The sequence below is a fragment of the Stutzerimonas azotifigens genome (assembly GCF_013522725.1).
In the GTDB taxonomy this organism is placed as follows: Bacteria; Pseudomonadota; Gammaproteobacteria; order Pseudomonadales; family Pseudomonadaceae; genus Stutzerimonas; species Stutzerimonas azotifigens_A.
The window spans coordinates 194699-211175 of sequence record NZ_JAAMRF010000004.1 but is presented as its reverse complement, the minus strand read 5'-3'; the positions used below and the strand labels follow the sequence as shown (position 1 = coordinate 211175).

General features: G+C 66.0%; 14 protein-coding genes. 4 read left to right on the top strand and 10 right to left on the bottom strand.

From position 1 onward, the window contains the following. Positions 1 to 95: 95 nt before the first annotated feature. The 3 genes from G7026_RS09590 (at position 96) to G7026_RS09580 (ending at position 2671) form a co-directional block, all read left to right on the top strand. Positions 96 to 983: a BKACE family enzyme gene (locus tag G7026_RS09590; protein WP_181070544.1), complete on the top strand. Its 888-nt coding sequence runs from the start codon at positions 96 to 98 to the stop codon at positions 981 to 983. Between the two features lie 112 nt (positions 984 to 1095). Beyond that, positions 1096 to 2061 carry an L-carnitine dehydrogenase gene (locus G7026_RS09585; protein WP_181070543.1) on the top strand — a complete coding sequence of 322 codons (966 nt, stop codon included), beginning with the start codon at positions 1096 to 1098 and terminating at the stop codon, positions 2059 to 2061. Positions 2062 to 2200: 139 nt separating this feature from the next. Then, on the top strand, positions 2201 to 2671 hold the full coding sequence (locus G7026_RS09580; RefSeq protein ID WP_181070542.1) for a thioesterase family protein: 471 nt from the start codon (positions 2201 to 2203) through the stop codon (positions 2669 to 2671). Positions 2672 to 3152: 481 nt separating this feature from the next. On the opposite strand, the gene fdhA is transcribed toward G7026_RS09580, so the two are convergent. The 9 genes from fdhA to gbcB form a co-directional block, all read right to left on the bottom strand. Beyond that, the gene (gene fdhA / locus G7026_RS09575; protein WP_181070541.1) at positions 3153 to 4352 is read right to left on the bottom strand and encodes a formaldehyde dehydrogenase, glutathione-independent; all 1200 of its coding nucleotides are present in this window, start codon (positions 4350 to 4352) and stop codon (positions 3153 to 3155) included. 186 nt (positions 4353 to 4538) lie between these two features. Next, complete coding sequence (gene purU, locus G7026_RS09570; protein WP_181070540.1) at positions 4539 to 5396, bottom strand: formyltetrahydrofolate deformylase; 858 nt, start codon at positions 5394 to 5396, stop codon at positions 4539 to 4541. A 30-nt stretch (positions 5397 to 5426) separates the two neighbouring features. After that, positions 5427 to 6059: a sarcosine oxidase subunit gamma gene (locus G7026_RS09565; RefSeq protein WP_181070539.1), complete on the bottom strand. Its 633-nt coding sequence runs from the start codon at positions 6057 to 6059 to the stop codon at positions 5427 to 5429. A gap of 120 nt (positions 6060 to 6179) precedes the next feature. Further along, complete coding sequence (locus tag G7026_RS09560; RefSeq protein ID WP_181070538.1) at positions 6180 to 9212, bottom strand: sarcosine oxidase subunit alpha; 3033 nt, start codon at positions 9210 to 9212, stop codon at positions 6180 to 6182. Further along, positions 9209 to 9538 (bottom strand): sarcosine oxidase subunit delta, encoded by a 330-nt coding sequence (locus G7026_RS09555; RefSeq protein ID WP_181070537.1) that lies wholly within the window; start codon positions 9536 to 9538, stop codon positions 9209 to 9211. The genes G7026_RS09560 and G7026_RS09555 overlap by 4 nt, the downstream gene beginning before the upstream one ends. Positions 9539 to 9577: 39 nt before the next feature. After that, positions 9578 to 10828: a sarcosine oxidase subunit beta family protein gene (locus G7026_RS09550; RefSeq protein ID WP_181070536.1), complete on the bottom strand. Its 1251-nt coding sequence runs from the start codon at positions 10826 to 10828 to the stop codon at positions 9578 to 9580. Positions 10829 to 11021: 193 nt separating this feature from the next. Then, positions 11022 to 12275, bottom strand: a complete 1254-nt coding sequence (gene glyA / locus G7026_RS09545) for a serine hydroxymethyltransferase (protein WP_181070535.1) — start codon at positions 12273 to 12275, stop codon at positions 11022 to 11024. A gap of 358 nt (positions 12276 to 12633) precedes the next feature. Beyond that, on the bottom strand, positions 12634 to 12897 hold the full coding sequence (locus tag G7026_RS09540; protein WP_181070534.1) for a hypothetical protein: 264 nt from the start codon (positions 12895 to 12897) through the stop codon (positions 12634 to 12636). A gap of 98 nt (positions 12898 to 12995) precedes the next feature. Beyond that, positions 12996 to 14096 carry a glycine-betaine demethylase subunit GbcB gene (gbcB, locus tag G7026_RS09535; protein WP_181070533.1) on the bottom strand — a complete coding sequence of 367 codons (1101 nt, stop codon included), beginning with the start codon at positions 14094 to 14096 and terminating at the stop codon, positions 12996 to 12998. A 390-nt stretch (positions 14097 to 14486) separates the two neighbouring features. On the opposite strand from gbcB, the gene gbcA reads away from it, so the two are divergent. Further along, complete coding sequence (gene gbcA / locus G7026_RS09530; RefSeq protein WP_181070532.1) at positions 14487 to 15776, top strand: glycine-betaine demethylase subunit GbcA; 1290 nt, start codon at positions 14487 to 14489, stop codon at positions 15774 to 15776. 30 nt (positions 15777 to 15806) lie between these two features. On the opposite strand, the gene G7026_RS09525 is transcribed toward gbcA, so the two are convergent. Then, positions 15807 to 16475: an HAD family hydrolase gene (locus tag G7026_RS09525; protein WP_181070531.1), complete on the bottom strand. Its 669-nt coding sequence runs from the start codon at positions 16473 to 16475 to the stop codon at positions 15807 to 15809. Positions 16476 to 16477: the final 2 nt, after the last annotated feature.

Here is a 16477-nt window from a genome sequence, read left to right as displayed (position 1 = left end):
GCCCGGCGTGCGGTTCCTTACTTCACCTATGTCTTGATCCACGGCCTGCGGCGCCTGCCGTCGGCCCCCGTTCGCCCTGAGAAGGACAGTCGAAGATGAATCATGAGGTCATCGTCACCTGCGCGGTCACCGGCGCCGGCGACACCGTTGGCAAGCACCCGGCGATCCCGGTCACGCCCAAGGAGATCGCCACCGCCGCCATCGAGGCGGCCAAGGCCGGCGCCACCGTCGCCCATTGCCATGTACGCGACCCGCAGACCGGCAAGCCGAGCCGCGACGTCGCGCTGTATCGCGAGGTGGTCGAGCGAATCCGCGCGAGTGACACCGATGTGATCATCAACCTCACCGCCGGCATGGGCGGCGACCTGGAGATCGGCCGTGGCGAGCAGCCGCTGGAGTTCGGTGCCGGCACCGACCTGGTCGGGCCGCTGGAGCGCCTGGCCCATGTCGAGGCGCTGCTGCCGGAAATCTGCACCCTGGACTGCGGCACCCTCAACTTCGGCGACGGCGACTTCATCTACGTCTCCACCCCGGCGCAATTGCGTGCCGGCGCGCGACGCATCACCGAACTCGGGGTCAAGGCCGAGCTGGAGATCTTCGACACTGGCCACCTCTGGTTCGCCAAGCAGATGCTCAAGGAAGGTCTGCTCGAGGACCCGCTGTTCCAGCTGTGCCTGGGTATTCCCTGGGGCGCGCCGGCCGACACCGCCACCATGAAGGCGATGGTCGACAACCTGCCGCCAGGTGCTACCTGGGCCGGTTTCGGCATTGGTCGCCTGCAGATGCCGATGGCCGCCCAGGCCATGCTGCTTGGCGGCCACGTGAGGGTCGGCCTGGAGGACAACCTCTGGCTGGAGCGCGGCGTGCCGGCGAGCAACGGCCAGCTGGTGGCCCGGGTGATCGAGATCATCGAGCGCCTCGGTGGCCGTGCCCTGACCCCGGCCGAGGGGCGCGAAAGGATGAAGCTCAAGCCTCGAGGCTAGTCGCCTCTTCCGTGGGAGCGGACGTGTCCGCGAATGGCTATTTGTGGACACGCCCGCTCTCGCTCCCTTCCTTGCAACCGCCCGGATCGCGTCCGGGCCAGCGGAGTCCGTCATGCCCTTCATTACCGATATCAAGACCTTCGCCGCCATCGGCACCGGCGTGATCGGCGCCGGCTGGATCGCCCGCGCGCTGGCCCACGGCCTGGACGTGGTCGCCTGGGACCCGGCGCCGGGTGCCGAGGAGGCGCTGCGCGCGCGGCTGGCCAACGCCTGGCCGGCGCTGGAAAAGCAGGGTCTGGCGCCCGGTGCCTCATTGCAGCGTCTGTGCTTTGCCACGAGCATCGAGGAATGCGTTCGGGACGCCGATTTCATTCAGGAAAGCGCGCCGGAGCGCCTGGGGATCAAGCTCGATCTGCACGCCCGGATCAGCGCCGCTGCGCATTCGGACGTGCTGATCGGGTCCAGCACGTCGGGCCTGTTGCCCAGCGAGTTTTTCGCCGATGCCGTGCAGCCGCAGCGCTGCCTGGTCGGCCATCCGTTCAATCCGGTCTATCTGCTGCCGCTGGTGGAGGTGGTCGGCGGCGAGCGAACCGCACCGGAGGCCATCGAGGCCGCGAAAGCCATCTATGCCGAACTCGGCATGCGGCCGCTGCATGTGCGCAAGGAGGTGCCCGGATTCATCGCTGATCGCCTGCTCGAGGCCCTCTGGCGCGAGGCCTTGCACCTGGTCAACGACGGCGTGGCGACCACCGGCGAGATCGACGATGCGATCCGCTTCGGCGCCGGGCTGCGCTGGTCGTTCATGGGTTCCTTCCTGACTTACACCCTGGCCGGCGGCGAGGCCGGCATGCGGCATTTCATGGCGCAGTTCGGACCGGCTCTTCAGTTGCCCTGGACCTATCTGCAGGCGCCCGAGCTCAGCGACCGGCTGATCGACGACGTGGTCGCCGGCACCACCGAACAGCAGGGCCAGCGCAGCCTCGCCGAGCTGGAACGTTACCGCGACGACTGTCTGCTGGCCGTGCTCGGTGCCTTGCGGGAAACCAAGGCACGCCACGGGTTCGCCGTCCACGAATGAGCGTCCGCTCACGACTGCCGTGGGTCGGCCCCGCTGCGTTGGAGCAGGCTCGGAAGTCTCATGTGCACCCAGTCCCTTTCTCGCCTGCAAGGCTCCGGCTCGCGGGCCTGAACAGGTCACTTACAACAGGAGAAACGCCATGCTGTCCGTCACCTACCGCACTGCCGTGCAGCCTGAGTGGGTGGACTACAACGACCACCTGCGTGACGCCTTCTATCTGCTGATCTGCAGCTTCGCCACCGACGGCCTGATGGATCGCATCGGATTGGACGAGGCGGGCAGGGCGCGTAGCGGGCATACCCTGTACACCCTGGAGTGCCACCTGAATTTTCTTGCCGAGGTGAAGCTCGGCGTCGAGGTGCAGGTGCGTACTCAACTGCTGGCTCACGATCACAAGCGTTTGCACATCCATCACTTTCTGGAAACGACCGAGAACAAGCGCCGGCTGGCGGAAAGCGAGCAGATGCTGATGAACATCGACACCCGCAGCGGCCGCTCGGCGCCGTTCGACCCGCACGTGGCCGATCGGGTGAACCAGCTGAGTGCTCTGCAACGCGGCGTGCCGCGATCTGCGTATGTCGGTCGGGTGATCGGCCTGCCTCAGGCTTAGGCGCGGGGGATTCGCTGTTCGGCATCGAGCCGTATCCATGCGCTGGCGGTTGCATCGAGTCCGGATGAACGAGGACGTGTTCGTCGAGAAATGGGCGAGACAGGCCCAACAGTACGTCGCGGTAGGGCGTCACTGCTGTGGAGTGGGAGCGCTGGTGCAGCCCAAAAGGCCGAGCGCCAATCCGGCGGCTCGCCCCGCATCGTTTCGCCGGCCGGCTGGTTTGGCTGGGTTTGTAGTGCAGTTCGCTGTTGTCGGTTTCGCCACATCGATGGCGTTGAACCGGGGCGGAAATCGGCGGTGCGGATATTGCCGTCGTTTTGTCAGGAACAGCGGCCCGCCTTTATCGTCGGCCTCATGGCGAATCGTACCGTCCCTGGACGCCTCGACACGGGGCTCGTCGATCGGCGGCCACTTCCGGGATGGCGCCGCCCGGCAGGTGCGAGCCGCCGAACGGCGGAGCCCGGAGGCTCCGCTATGGAGGCTACGCCGCGCTGAACATGCGATGCGGGTCGATGACGAATTTCTTCGGTACGCCGGCATCGAACTCGCCATAGCCCTTGGGCGCTTCATCCAGACTGATCACCTGCACGCCCACGACGTCGGCGATGTTGATGCGGTCCCACATGATCGCCTGCATCAGCGCGCGGTTGTACTTCATCACCGGGGTCTGACCGGTGTGGAAGCTGTGGGATTTGGCCCAGCCGAGGCCGAAGCGGATGCTCAGACTTCCCATCTTCGCCGCGGCGTCGACAGCGCCCGGGTCTTCGGTGACGTAGAGGCCCGGAATGCCGATCTTTCCCGCGACCCGGGTGATGCCCATCAGCGAGTTGAGGACGGTCGCCGGTGCCTCGCTCTTGGCCCCTTCGTGGCCGTGGCCACGCGCCTCGAAGCCCACCGCATCGACCGCGCAGTCGACCTCAGGCTCACCCAGCAGGTTGGCGATCTGTTCATGCAGCGGGGTGTCCTGCGACAGGTCGGCGATCTCGAAGCCGACCGATTTAGCATGGGCCAGACGTGTCGGGTTGACGTCGCCGACGATCACCACCGCGGCGCCGAGCAGGCGTGCTGAAGCGGCGGCCGCCAGTCCGACCGGGCCGGCACCTGCGATGTACACCGTGCTGCCGGGGCCAACCCCAGCAGTGACCGCGCCGTGATAGCCGGTGGGCAGGATGTCGGACAGGCAGGTGAGGTCGCGGATCTTGGCCATCGCCTTGTCGCGGTCAGGCAGTTTGAGCAGATTGAAATCGGCGTAGGGCACCAGCACGTACTCGGCCTGGCCGCCCGTCCAGTCGCCCATGTCGACGTAGCCGTAGGCGCCGCCAGCACGGGCCGGGTTGACGGTAAGGCAGACACCGGTGTGCTGCTCCTTGCAGGACCGGCAGCGTCCGCAGGCGACGTTGAACGGCACCGAGACCAGGTCGCCGATCTGCAGGTTCTCGACGTCCGAGCCTTTTTCGATGACCTCGCCGGTGATTTCGTGACCCAGAACCAGGCCCGTCTGGGCCGTGGTGCGGCCGCGCACCATGTGCTGGTCGGAGCCGCAGATGTTGGTCGACACCACCCGCAGGATCACGCCGTGCTCGATCTTGCGACCGCGCGGATCCTGCATCTTGGGATAGTCGATGGATTGCACTTCGACCTTGCCTGCGCCGAGATAGACGACGCCACGATTACCAGACATGGAGTTCTCCTTTCTTGTCGAGGCGCGACCGGGGCCGCGCCGTTGTGGTGGAGCACTTACATCGCTTGCACGACAGGCGCCGGACGAAGGGCAGTCGGCGACCCGTTGTGGTTTAGCAGGAGCGGCTCGACCGCGAATGACGGTCAGGGCCGCGCCCGCGGAGTGCGGGTGTTCGGTGGCGCGTGCTCAGAGCACGACGGTACGGTTGGCGAGCAGGAAAACCCGTCGTTCCAGGAAGTAGCCCACCGCCCGGGCCAGGGTCAGGCATTCGATGTCGCGGCCCTTGGCGATGAGGTCTTCGGGGTAATGGGCGTGGTCCACGGGCTCGACGCCCTGGGCGATGATCGGCCCTTCGTCGAGGTCGTTATTGATGAAGTGGGCCGTGGCGCCGACCAGCTTGACGCCCTTCTGGTAGGCCTGGTGGTAGGGCTTGGCGCCCTTGAAGCCGGGCAGCAGCGAGTGGTGAATATTGATCGCGCGGCCATCGAGGGTTCGGCACAGCTCGGGCGAGAGCACCTGCATGTAGCGCGCAAGGATCACAAGCTCCGCGCCGGTCCGCTCGATCACCGCCAGCACTTGCCGCTCCTGCGCCGGCTTGTCCTGCGAATCGAGCGGGAAGTGGTGGTAGGGAATGCCGTGCCAGCGGGCCAGGGGCTCCAGATCGGGGTGGTTGGAGACCACTGCGGTGATATCCATCGGCAGCTGACCGGTGCGCTGACGGTAGAGGAGATCGTTGAGGCAGTGGTCGGCCTTCGACACCATGATCACGACCTTGGCGCGATAGCCCGGCGGGGTCAGCTCGGTGTGCATGTCGAACGGCGCGACCCGCTCGGCGAGCCCCGCACGAAAGCCGGCCTCGTCGAAGGTGGCCGGCGCCCGGAATTCGACCCGGATGAAGAAGCGGCTGGCCAGGCGGTCGTCGAAGCTGTGGTGCTCGGTGACGTAGCAATCCTGCTCGAACAGATAGCGGGTCACCACATCGACGGTCCCCAGCACGCTCGGGCTGTGGGCGGTGAGAATCCAGGTGTCGGGGGTGCGGCTCATGATGGCTCCTGTTTGCGTCGTCCGTGTGGCTCAGGCGTCGACGGCCAATCCGTATTCGGCGGCCGCGTCCTGCAGCCAGGCCCAGATGTAGTCGGCGAAGCTGCGGCGCACCACCAGTTGCCAGGTGTCTTCGCCGGTGTGGCGGATCACCAGTTGGGTCTTGGCGAAATGGGTACCCACCGCCTTGCCCACCGGGAACTGGCTCGGGTGGACGTCATAGGACGTGGACTTCATCAGCAGTTCGCGGACGTTTTCGCCGGACAGCTCCAGCAGGGTCTGCCCGCCGCTGACGTTGACCACCGCGTAGTGCAGCTCGCTACCGAGGGTGTCGCGCAGGCGCTGTTCAGCTGCGAACTCCTCGCCTTGCGGGACGATCAGCAGCCATTCATCCGGGGCCAGCCATTGCAGCGAAGTTTCGCCGGCGGCGGCGAGGGTCAGCGCCACCGGCAGTTCGACACCGCATGCCTTGTGCACGCCGCCGGCAAAGGATGGGTCGCGGGCATCGCCGCGCAAGACCAGATGGCCGAGCAGCTTCCTTTCCCGCAGGCGGATACCGGCACTGGCGCTGCCCTTGCCGACCAGCTCGGCGAGGCCGGCGTGGTGCAGAGGCGATTGCCCATCGAGGTGGGACGGACGTTGTTCGTAGACGTTGACTGCGCTCATGGTTCACCTGTTGGCACAACGGGGTGCCGTTGGAATGTCTGGTCTGGCTTCGCCCCCCGTTATCCCAAGGAGGCGAGGCGAGGGGCGTACGTGAAGGCCGCAACGCCGGTTCGGCACTTCTCAAACGTTCTGCCGCTCTCCCTTCGGGTCGTAGAAAACGGACGAGACGATTTCGGCCTCGATTACGCTGCCATCGACCAGCGGGGCGAAAACCCGCTCGCCCATGCGCTTGAGGCCGCCCTTGACCACGCCCATGGCGAAGCTGTGGCCGAGCGTCGCGCTCATGTAGCTGGAGGTGACGTGGCCGACCATGGTCATCGGGATGCTCTGCTCCGGGTCGAACACCAATTGCGCGCCTTCGGGCAGTACTTTCTGCGGGTCTACCGGCTTGAGGCCGACCAACTGCTTGCGGTCTTCGCGCAGGGTGTCGGCGCGGTTCATGCCGCGCCAGCCGATCCAGGAGAAGGGCTTGTTGCGCCCGACCGCCCAGCCCATGTTGAGGTCATCGGGGGTGACCGAAGCATCGGTGTCCTGGCCGACGATGATGAAACCCTTCTCGGCGCGCAGCACGTGCATGGTCTCGGTGCCGTAGGGCGTCAGGTCATAAGGCTTGCCGGCCTCGATGAGCTGTTCCCAGACGCCCAGCGCATAGTCGGCCTGGACGTTCACTTCGTAGGAGAGCTCGCCGGTGAAGGAGATGCGGAACACCCGCGCCGGCACGCCACCGACCAGCCCTTCCTTCCAGCTCATGAAGGGGAAGGCGTCCCGGTCCAGGTCGATGTCGGTCACCTGGGACAGCAGCTCGCGGCTCCGGGGGCCGGAGAGGGTCATGGTCGCCCAGTGGTCGGTGACCGAGGTGAAGTAGACCTTGAGCTCCGGCCATTCGGTTTGGTGGTACAGCTCCAGCCACTGCAGCACGCGGGCAGCGCCGCCGGTGGTGGTGGTCATCAGAAAATGGTTGTCGGCCAGGCAGGCGGTCACGCCGTCGTCGAAGACCATGCCGTCTTCCTTGCACATCAGGCCGTAGCGCGCCTTGCCGACATCGAGCTTGGTCCAGGCATTGGTGTAGATGCGGTTGAGGAATTCCCGCGCGTCGGGCCCCTGGATGTCGATCTTGCCCAGGGTCGAGGCATCGAGGATGCCCACGCCGCTTCTCACCGCGCGGCATTCGCGGGCCACGGCGGCGTGGATGTCCTCGCCAGGGCGCGGGAAGTACCAGGGCCGCTTCCACTGCCCGACGTCCTCGAACTCGGCGCCGTTGCGCAGATGCCAGGCCTGCATCGCGGTGTAGCGCGCCGGTTCGAACAGCCCGTCACAATGCCGGCCCGCCACCGCGCCAAAGGTCACCGGCGTGTAGTTGGGACGGAACATGGTGGTGCCCATCTCGGCGATGCCGATGCCCAGCGAGCGGGCGGCGATGGCCAGGCCGTTGATGTTGCCCAGCTTGCCCTGGTCGGTGCCGAAGCCGAGTGCGGTGTAGCGCTTGACGTGCTCGACCGATTCGAAGCCCTCGCGCGTCGCCTGCTCGATGCCGGCAGCGGTGACGTCGTTCTGCAGGTCGACGAACTGCTTGGGCGCGCGAGCGGTGGGCTTTTCGTGCGGCACCTGGAACAGGGGAAAGGACGGCTCCTCGACCCGCTTCTCGGTGCGGGGCAGCTCGCTGGCGCCGTGTTTGAAGCCGATCTGCGCGGCCGCCGTGGCGCCGGCTTCGAAGCCGTCAGCCAGCGCATCGCCAAGGTTGAATACGCCGTTCACCGCGCCGGCGCAGAGGCGTTTCTGGAAGCCCTCGCCGGGCACGAAGGCGAGCAGGTCCTCGCGCCAGGCCGGCCGGCCGCCCAGATGGGACGCCAGGTGTACCACCGGGCTGTAGCCGCCGGAGCTGGCGACCAGATCGCACTCGAGCCATTCGCCAGGGCTGGTGACCTTCATCGCCACGGCGTCGATGGCGGCGACCCGCGCCGCCTCGACCCGCTTGCTACCGCGTACGTCGATCACCGAACAGCCGGTAAGTACCCGCACGCCTCGCGCGCGGGCATCCTCGACCCAGCTGCCGCGCGGGTTGTGGCGCACATCGGCGACCGCGACCACCTGCAGGCCGGCGTCGAGCCAGTCGAGCGCGGTGCGGTAGGCGTAGTCGTTGTTGGTGGCCAGCACCAGCTTCTTGCCCGGTGCGACCGCGTAGCGTCGCAGGTAGGTGGTCACGGCGCCGGCCAGCATGTTGCCGGGCACGTCGTTGTTGCCATACACCAGCGGGCGTTCGTGGGCGCCGGTGGCCAGGACCACGCGGCCGGCGCGGACGCGGTGCATGCGCTGGCGCGGCAGCTGCTGCGCGAAGGCGCCGCGCGGTGCGGTTTCGCCCAGGTGGTCGGCCAGGCGCTGGTGAATGGTGAGGAAGTTGTGGTCGTGGTAGCCGTTGACCGTGGCGCGGGGCAGCAGGGTCACTTCCGGCAGGCTTTGCAGCTCTGCCAGGACCTGATCGACCCAATCCGTGGCGCGCTTGCCATCGAGGGTTTCGCGGGTGTCGAGCAGGCTGCCGCCGAACGCTTCCCCCTCGTCGGCGAGGATCACCCGCGCGCCGCTGCGCCCGGCCGCCAGCGCGGCGGCAAGCCCGGCAGGGCCGGCGCCGACTACCAGCACGTCACAGTGCAGGTTCATGTGGTCGTAAATGTCCGGATCGTTCTCCAGCGGCGCGCGTCCGAGCCCGGCGGCCTTGCGGATGTACTTCTCGTAGGTCATCCACAGGGAGGAGGGGTACATGAAAGTCTTGTAGTAGAAGCCAGCCGGCATCAGCTTGCCGCCGACCCTGCCGAGAATGCCCATCAGGTCGGTGTCGACGCTCGGCCAGCCGTTGGTGCTGCTGGCAACAAGACCGTCGTAGAGCGCCTGCTGGGTGGCGCGCACGTTGGGGATCTGGGTCGCTTCGCTCGCGCCGATCTGCAGCACGGCGTTGGGCTCTTCGGCGCCGGCGGCGACGATGCCGCGCGGGCGCGAGTACTTGAAGCTGCGGCCGATGATGTCGACGCCGTTGGCGAGCAGCGCGGACGCCAGAGAGTCGCCGTCACAGCCCTGGTAGCGCTGGCCGTTGAAGGTGAAGTCGAGCGGGCGGGTGCGGTCGATGCGGCCGCCGCGGGGCAGGCGATTCTTCTGGCTCATGCGGTCGCTCCTTGTGCCAGCGGCTTCTTCTCGCTCGCCTGGGCTTCAGCGGTTACGTCGGGCTTCTCGCCGATCTTGTAGGTCTCGAGAATCTCGTAGCTGATGGTGTGGCGGGTGGCGTTGAAGTATTTGCGGCAGCCCGCCGCGTGCAGCCACAGTTCGTGGTGCAGCCCGCGCGGGTTATCGCGAAAGAACAGGTAGTCGCCCCACTCTTCGTCGGTGCAGGCGGCCGGGTCCAGCGGGCGCGGAATATGGGCCTGGCCAGCGGGCGCGAATTCTTCTTCGCCGCGCAGCTCCCCGCAGTGGGGGCAGAAGATATGCAGCATGGTGGAGCCTCCTGAACCCTTGGGAAAGGGCGTGAAACGTCAATGCGCGACCGCTGCCGCGCCGTGTTCGTCGATCAGCGCGCCGCTGTAGAAACGGTCGATGGAGAAGGGCGCGGCCAGGGCGTGCATCTGACCGGTGGCCAGGCTCGCGGCAAACACGTGGCCTGAACCGGGGGTGGCCTTGAAACCACCGGTGCCCCAGCCGCAGTTGAAGAACAGGTTCTGCACCGGGGTCCGGGAAATGATCGGGCAGGCGTCGGGTGTGGTGTCGACGATGCCGCCCCACTGGCGGTTCATGCGTACCCGCGAGAGGATCGGGAACATCTCGACGATGGCCTGCAGGGTGTGCTCGATGGTCGGGTAGGAGCCGCGCTGGCCGTAGCCGACGTAACCATCGATGCCGGCGCCGATGACCAGGTCGCCCTTGTCCGACTGACTGATGTAGCCGTGCACGGCGTTGGACATGATCACGCTGTCGATGATGGGCTTGAGCGGCTCGGAAACCAGCGCCTGCAGCGGGTGCGATTCGATGGGCAGGCGAAAGCCGGCCAGGCGCGCCATATGCCCGGAATTGCCGGCGGTGACCACCCCGACCCGGCGGGCGCCGATGAAGCCGCGGTTGGTCTCCACGCCGATCACCGCGCCGTTCTCCTTGCGAAAGCCGGTCACCTCGGTCTGCTGCAACAGGTCAACGCCCGCGGCATCCGCTGCGCGGGCGTAGCCCCAGGCCACCGCGTCGTGCCGGGCGACGCCGCCGCGGCGCTGGATGGTCGCGCCCATCACCGGGTAGCGGGTGCCTTTGCTGCAATCGAGGTAGGGAATCTCGGCGGCGACCTGCGCGGCATCGAGCAGCTCGCCGTCGATGCCGTTGAGGCGGTTGGCGCTGACCCGGCGCTCGGCGTCGCGCATGTCCTGCAGCGTGTGGCAGAGGTTGTAGACCCCGCGCGGCGAGTACATGACGTTGTAGTTGAGGTCCCGGGACAGCCCTTCCCAGAGTTTCATGGCGTGTTCGTAGAGATGCGCCGACTCGTCCCAGAGGTAGTTGGAACGCACGATGGTGGTGTTACGCGCGGTGTTGCCACCGCCGAGCCAGCCCTTTTCCACCACGGCGACGTTCTTCACGCCGAACGTTTTAGCCAGGTAGTAGGCAGTGGCCAACCCGTGGCCGCCGCCGCCGACGATGACCACGTCGTACACCGGCTTGGGCGTCGGGTTGCGCCACATGCGCTGCCAGTTCTCGTGGTGGCTGAGCGAGTGCTTGAACAGGCCAAAGCCGGAGTAACGTTGCATAGGAGCTCCTGAAAATCGCGGTCGTGCAACCGTGGGGTGGATCGCGCTTCACCGAACCACCGGTACTGCGGTGGAAGGAAAAAGCGCCTTCCACCCTACGAATCACCGATACACCGGGGAGGCTCGTCGGATGGATCACGCCTCACCGATCCACCGATACGCGGTGGAAGAAAATCGCCTTCGGCCTTACGAATCACCGATACACCGGGTAATCCGCGCATAGCCCGGCGACCTGCCTGGCCACTTGCGCCTCGACGTCGGCATCGCCCAGGTGGTCGAGCACGTCGCAGATCCAGGCGGCCAGCTCGCCGCACTGCGCCTGCTTGAAGCCGCGGGTGGTCGCCGCCGGGGTACCGATGCGCAGGCCTGAGGTGACAAAGGGCGATTGCGGATCGTTGGGCACAGCGTTCTTGTTCACCGTGATGCCGACCCGGCCGAGCGCGGCGTCGGCGTCTTTGCCGGTAATGCCCTGCCGGATCAGGCTGACCAGGAACAGATGGTTATCGGTGCCGCCGGAGACCACATCGAAGCCGCGCTCGATGAACACCTTCGCCATGGCCTGGGCGTTATCGATGACCTGCTGCTGGTAGGTTTTGAATTCCGGCTCCATCGCTTCCTTGAAGCACACCGCCTTGGCTGCGATGACATGCATCAGCGGGCCGCCCTGGGCGCCGGGGAACACCGCGGCGTTGAGCTTCTTCTCGATGTCCGGGTTGGCGCGGGCCAGGATCAGGCCGCCACGCGGGCCGCGCAGGGTCTTGTGGGTCGTGGTGGTGACCACGTCGGCGAAGGGGAGCGGGTTCGGATACAGTCCGGCCGCGACCAGCCCGGCCACGTGCGCCATGTCGACGAACAGCACCGCCCCGACCTTGTCGGCGATGGCGCGAAAACGTGGGAAATCCAGTGTCTTGGAGTAGGCGGAGAAGCCGGCGACGATCATCTTCGGCTGGTGTTCGACCGCCAGGCGCTCCACCTCGTCGTAATCGATCAGGCCGGTGGTGGTGTCGATCCCGTACTGCACGGCATTGTAGAGCTTGCCCGAGGACGACACCTTGGCGCCGTGGGTCAGGTGGCCGCCATGGGCCAGGCTCATGCCGAGGAGGGTGTCGCCGGGTTGCAGCAGCGCCAGGTAGACGGCGCTGTTGGCGGACGAGCCGGAGTGAGGCTGGACGTTGGCGTAGTCGGCACCGAACAGCGCCTTGGCGCGGTCGATGGCCAGCTGTTCGACCACGTCGACATGCTCGCAGCCACCGTAGTAGCGCTTGCCCGGATAGCCCTCGGCGTACTTGTTGGTCAGCCCGCTGCCCTGGGCCTGCATCACGCGCTTGCTGGTGTAATTCTCCGACGCGATCAGTTCGATATGGTGTTCCTGGCGCGCCTCTTCGGCTTCCATCGCGACGAGCAGCTCGTCGTCGTAGCCCCTGATCTGGTCCTGTTTGCTGAACATCGCGGATCTCCCCGTGGCGCGCCATCCGATGCGAGGCAGGGCCCCGCTTTGTTTGCGATGGTAGGGCGGGGTCGGGCGCTTCGGATGCCTGTCTACGCCACGGCATAACGCGTTTGCGACATGCCGGTGTCGCGCAGAGGCAGGCTGCGCTCAGGGTGGATGATCGAGGGGGCGGTGGTGGGGCCATGCACGGTCGGGGACGCCTGGTCTCGACCGCGAAGCTTTTTACGTCCGCGCCGTCGGGCATGGCAGGTGATGCGATTCCCGGATTCGGCTCAGAAGTGCCAGATCGCCCGGCCGACGCCGGACACAAAAAAGGGACGGCCTTGGCCGTCCCTGTGGAACCGATCGGTGTGAATCAGTTCTGGTTGGTGCCGGTGCTGCTGCCAGCCTGGTCGGCATCGTCCGGGCCCAGATCCGAGCCGGTTTCGACGCCCGCGCCGCGGCCGGAAGTGGACGCGTCAGGCGTGCCCAGGCCGGTGGTGTTGCCGCCTTCCTGCTCAGTGGCCGAGCTGGTCGGGCCGGCGCCGGATGGGTTGTCGCTGGTGCCTGCGGCATGGGCGCTGGAGAACAGGCCGAACAGGCCGGCAAAGGTCAAAGCGGTAAGGGTCTTCGCATTCATATGTAGTCTCCATCGATTGGTTGACTCATAGGATTCGAGCACCGATGGCAGACAATCGTTTCATCCCGCGCTTTTCTTTATGTTTCGTAGCCGGCCATTCAGAAATCGATGGTGACATCGCCCTTGGGCACGCTGCAGCAAGAGAGGATGTAGCCCTCGGCGATGTCCTCGTCGGTGATCCCGCCGTTGTGCTCCATCTCCACTTCGCCGGAGCGCTTCATCACCTTGCAGGTTCCGCAGATACCCATCCCGCATGCCTTGGGGATGTGCAGGCCGAGCTGGGCGGCGGCGGCGTGCACGGTTTCGTTCGGCCCGATGCGGATGCTCTTGCCGGTCGCCAGGAATTCGACCTGGTTGAGGTCGGCGGCGGGGACTTGCGGCGCATCGGCGGCCTGCTCGGCGAGCTCCTTGACGTCTTCGCGTACCTCCGGCGGCGTCGCGCCGAAGGACTCTTCATGGTAGCGGCGCATGTCGAAGCCGTTGGCCTGCAGTAGCTGCTTGACCGCCACCATGTAGGGTGTCGGTCCGCAGCAGAAGATTTCCCGCTCCAGATAATCAGGCGCCATCAGCTCCAGCATCTTCTGGTTCAGGTAGCCGCGATAGCCGGCCCAGGCCTCGCCCAAATTCTGCTTTTCGCAGATCAGGTGCAGGCTGAAGTTGACGATCCGCGAGGCCATGAACTCCAGCTCGCGGTGGTAGATGACGTCCTTCGGTGAGCGGGCGCTGTGGATGAACACCATGTCGACGTTGGCATTGGTATCGAAGAACCAGCGGGTCATGGACATCACCGGGGTGATGCCGACGCCACCTGAAAGGAACAGCACCTTGTCGGCGGGGAAGTCGATGGCGTTGAACAGCCCGACCGGGCCGTGCACCGGCACCTGGTCGCCTTCGGAAAGATTGTCGTGCAGCCAGTTGGATACCCGCCCGCCGGGCACGCGCTTGATGGTCAGTGAAAAACTGTAGGGCACCGATGGTGCACTGGAGATGGTGTAGGAGCGCATCACCGACTCGCCGTCGATTTCCAGCTCCAGGGTGACGAACTGTCCGGGCTTGAAGAAGAACAGAATTGGCTGGTCGGCCATGAAACAGAACGTGCGCACGTCCCAGGTTTCCTGGATGACCTTGACGCATCGCACGACGTGTCGGCCATTGGTCCAGGTCTGGGTGTTGACCGGATTGAGGAAGTTGCTGGACATGCTCACCTCTTGCTCGCGTCTGTCTCGTCGGACCCGGCCTCGCCCCGCAACCTGGTCCCGGATGCGGCGGATTGTGCGTAACGACCAGGGCCTGCGTTTGCCTCTTTGCGACATCGGCATGCTTATCGCGACCGGCCTCTGGCAGCGGGCCTGCGGGCGTCGGAAACGAGCGCGGCCATGTCGCCCATGGATAAGGACGACATGCGGTGGCGACACACACTCGCGGCAACCGAACAGAGCAGATTTCGATGGTCCGACAGCCCTCCCGGACCCGCGCATCGGTGGCGCGGGTCGGCGTTCGCGCCGGTTGGCGGGCACGGCTCACCTTGCGTCGCATAACCAGCCACTGTTATTGCCGGCCGCCGCCGCGCCCGGCCAGAGGAGTCAACGATGGATGCCACCTATACCCTGAGCCTGGGCGATCCGCTGGAGCCCGTACGCAAGGCCGCCGCGCAGATGCTGCAGACCCGCGAGCGCACCTTTTCGCTGGAGCAGCCGTTCTACAGTGACGAGCGTGTGTTCCAGCTCGACATGCAGGAGATCTTCCACAAGGAATGGCTGATCGCCGGGATGACCTGCGAGATACCGAGCAAGGGCAACTTCCTCACCCTGCAGATTGGCGACAACCCGATCATGGTCGTGCGCGGCGCCGAAGGCGTGGTGCATGCGTTCCATAACGTCTGCCGGCATCGCGGCTCGCGCCTGTGTACCAGCGATAAGGGCAAGGTTGCCAAGCTGGTGTGCCCCTATCACCAGTGGACCTACGAGCTGGACGGCCGACTGCTGTTCGCCGGGACCGAGATGGGGGCCGATTTCGACATGAGCCAATACTCCCTCAAGCCCGTGCAGTGCAAGACGGCCGGGGGCTACATCTTCATTTCGCTAGCCGACAACCCGCCGGCGATCGACGATTTTCTCGCGACCCTTGCCCATTACATGGAGCCCTACGACATGGAAAACGCCAAGGTGGCCGTGCAGACCACCTTGCTGGAAAAGGCTAACTGGAAGCTGGTGCTCGAGAACAACCGCGAGTGCTACCACTGCAACGGCTCGCACCCCGAACTCTTGAACACGTTGCTCGAATGGGACGATGTCAACGATCCGCGTGCGACCCAGTCCTTCAAGGACCATGTCGCCGAGTCTGCCGCGAAATGGGACGCCGAGAAGATTCCCTTCGCGCACGCAAGCTTTGGCCTGCGCAACCGCATCGTTCGCATGCCGTTGCTCAAGGGCACGGTGTCGATGACCCTGGACGGCAAGCAGGGCTGTCAGAAATTGATGGGGCGGATCAGGAACCCGGATCTCGGCTCGATGCGCATCCTGCACCTGCCGCATTCCTGGAACCACTGCATGGGCGACCACATCATCGTCTTCACCGTGTGGCCGCTTAGCGCGCAGCAAACCCTGGTGACCACCAAGTGGCTGGTGCACAAGGATGCGGTGGAGGGCGTCGACTACGATCCGGAGCGCCTGCGCAAAGTGTGGGACGCGACCAACGATCAGGATCGGCGGCTGGCCGAGGAAAACCAGCGGGGGATCAATTCGAGTGCCTATCAGCCGGGGCCCTATTCGCAGACCTATGAGTTCGGCGTGGTCAATTTCGTCGACTGGTACAGCGAACGGATGCTGCACAACCTCGGGGCGGCGCCGGCGCCCTATCTGCGCCAGGTCAACGAGTGAGGCGTTGCGCGGCCCGAGCGGCCGCGCGTTCTAGCCACGCAGGCGCGCGACGGTTTCCTGAAGCTTGTCCATATGCTCGATCACGGCGACGACGCCGAGGTCGAGCAGCGTCTTGGCGTGCCCGGGCGGTATGTGGCTGGCGCCGGTGAAGCCGATCACCTGCATGCCGGCGCCGAGGGCGGCCCGGACCCCGGTGGGGCTGTCCTCGATGACCAGGCAACGCGCCGCTGCCACGCCCATGCGCTCGGCCGCCAGCAGGTAGACGTCGGGCGCCGGTTTGGGCGAGACGACCATATCGGCGCTGAAGATGTTGCCCGCTACTCGTTCGGTCAGGCCGGCCCGGGCCAGCGAGGACTCGACATTGTGGCGGCGGCTGTTGGAAGCCACCGCCAACCGCATGTCGATGCCGAGCAGCGCCTCGCGGGCGCCGGGCACCGGTTCGACGGCCTCGGCCACATAGGCCTCGCTCTCTCGCCTGACGTCCTCGTCGAAAGTCTCGGGAATGCTCAGGTCGAAGGTCTGCTCCACCAGCCTGACGATGGCCGGCACGGTCAGGCCGAAGGTGTCTTCGAGCAGGGGGCCGAGTTTGGCAGCCGGGACATAGGTGCACAGGGCTTCGAACAGAACGCGTTTGCTGAGGATTTCACTGTCGACGATGACGCCGTCGCAATCGCTGATCAGCAGGTCGAAAGCGGACATTC

Coding starts and splice junctions, on each gene's coding strand:
- G7026_RS09590 (WP_181070544.1), top strand. CDS start 96: ATGAATCATGAGGTCATCGTCACCTGCGCGGTCACCGGCGCCGGCGAC.
- G7026_RS09585 (WP_181070543.1), top strand. CDS start 1,096: ATGCCCTTCATTACCGATATCAAGACCTTCGCCGCCATCGGCACCGGC.
- G7026_RS09580 (WP_181070542.1), top strand. CDS start 2,201: ATGCTGTCCGTCACCTACCGCACTGCCGTGCAGCCTGAGTGGGTGGAC.
- fdhA (WP_181070541.1), bottom strand. CDS start 4,352: ATGTCTGGTAATCGTGGCGTCGTCTATCTCGGCGCAGGCAAGGTCGAA.
- purU (WP_181070540.1), bottom strand. CDS start 5,396: ATGAGCCGCACCCCCGACACCTGGATTCTCACCGCCCACAGCCCGAGC.
- G7026_RS09565 (WP_181070539.1), bottom strand. CDS start 6,059: ATGAGCGCAGTCAACGTCTACGAACAACGTCCGTCCCACCTCGATGGG.
- G7026_RS09560 (WP_181070538.1), bottom strand. CDS start 9,212: ATGAGCCAGAAGAATCGCCTGCCCCGCGGCGGCCGCATCGACCGCACC.
- G7026_RS09555 (WP_181070537.1), bottom strand. CDS start 9,538: ATGCTGCATATCTTCTGCCCCCACTGCGGGGAGCTGCGCGGCGAAGAA.
- G7026_RS09550 (WP_181070536.1), bottom strand. CDS start 10,828: ATGCAACGTTACTCCGGCTTTGGCCTGTTCAAGCACTCGCTCAGCCAC.
- glyA (WP_181070535.1), bottom strand. CDS start 12,275: ATGTTCAGCAAACAGGACCAGATCAGGGGCTACGACGACGAGCTGCTC.
- G7026_RS09540 (WP_181070534.1), bottom strand. CDS start 12,897: ATGAATGCGAAGACCCTTACCGCTTTGACCTTTGCCGGCCTGTTCGGC.
- gbcB (WP_181070533.1), bottom strand. CDS start 14,096: ATGTCCAGCAACTTCCTCAATCCGGTCAACACCCAGACCTGGACCAAT.
- gbcA (WP_181070532.1), top strand. CDS start 14,487: ATGGATGCCACCTATACCCTGAGCCTGGGCGATCCGCTGGAGCCCGTA.
- G7026_RS09525 (WP_181070531.1), bottom strand. CDS start 16,475: ATGTCCGCTTTCGACCTGCTGATCAGCGATTGCGACGGCGTCATCGTC.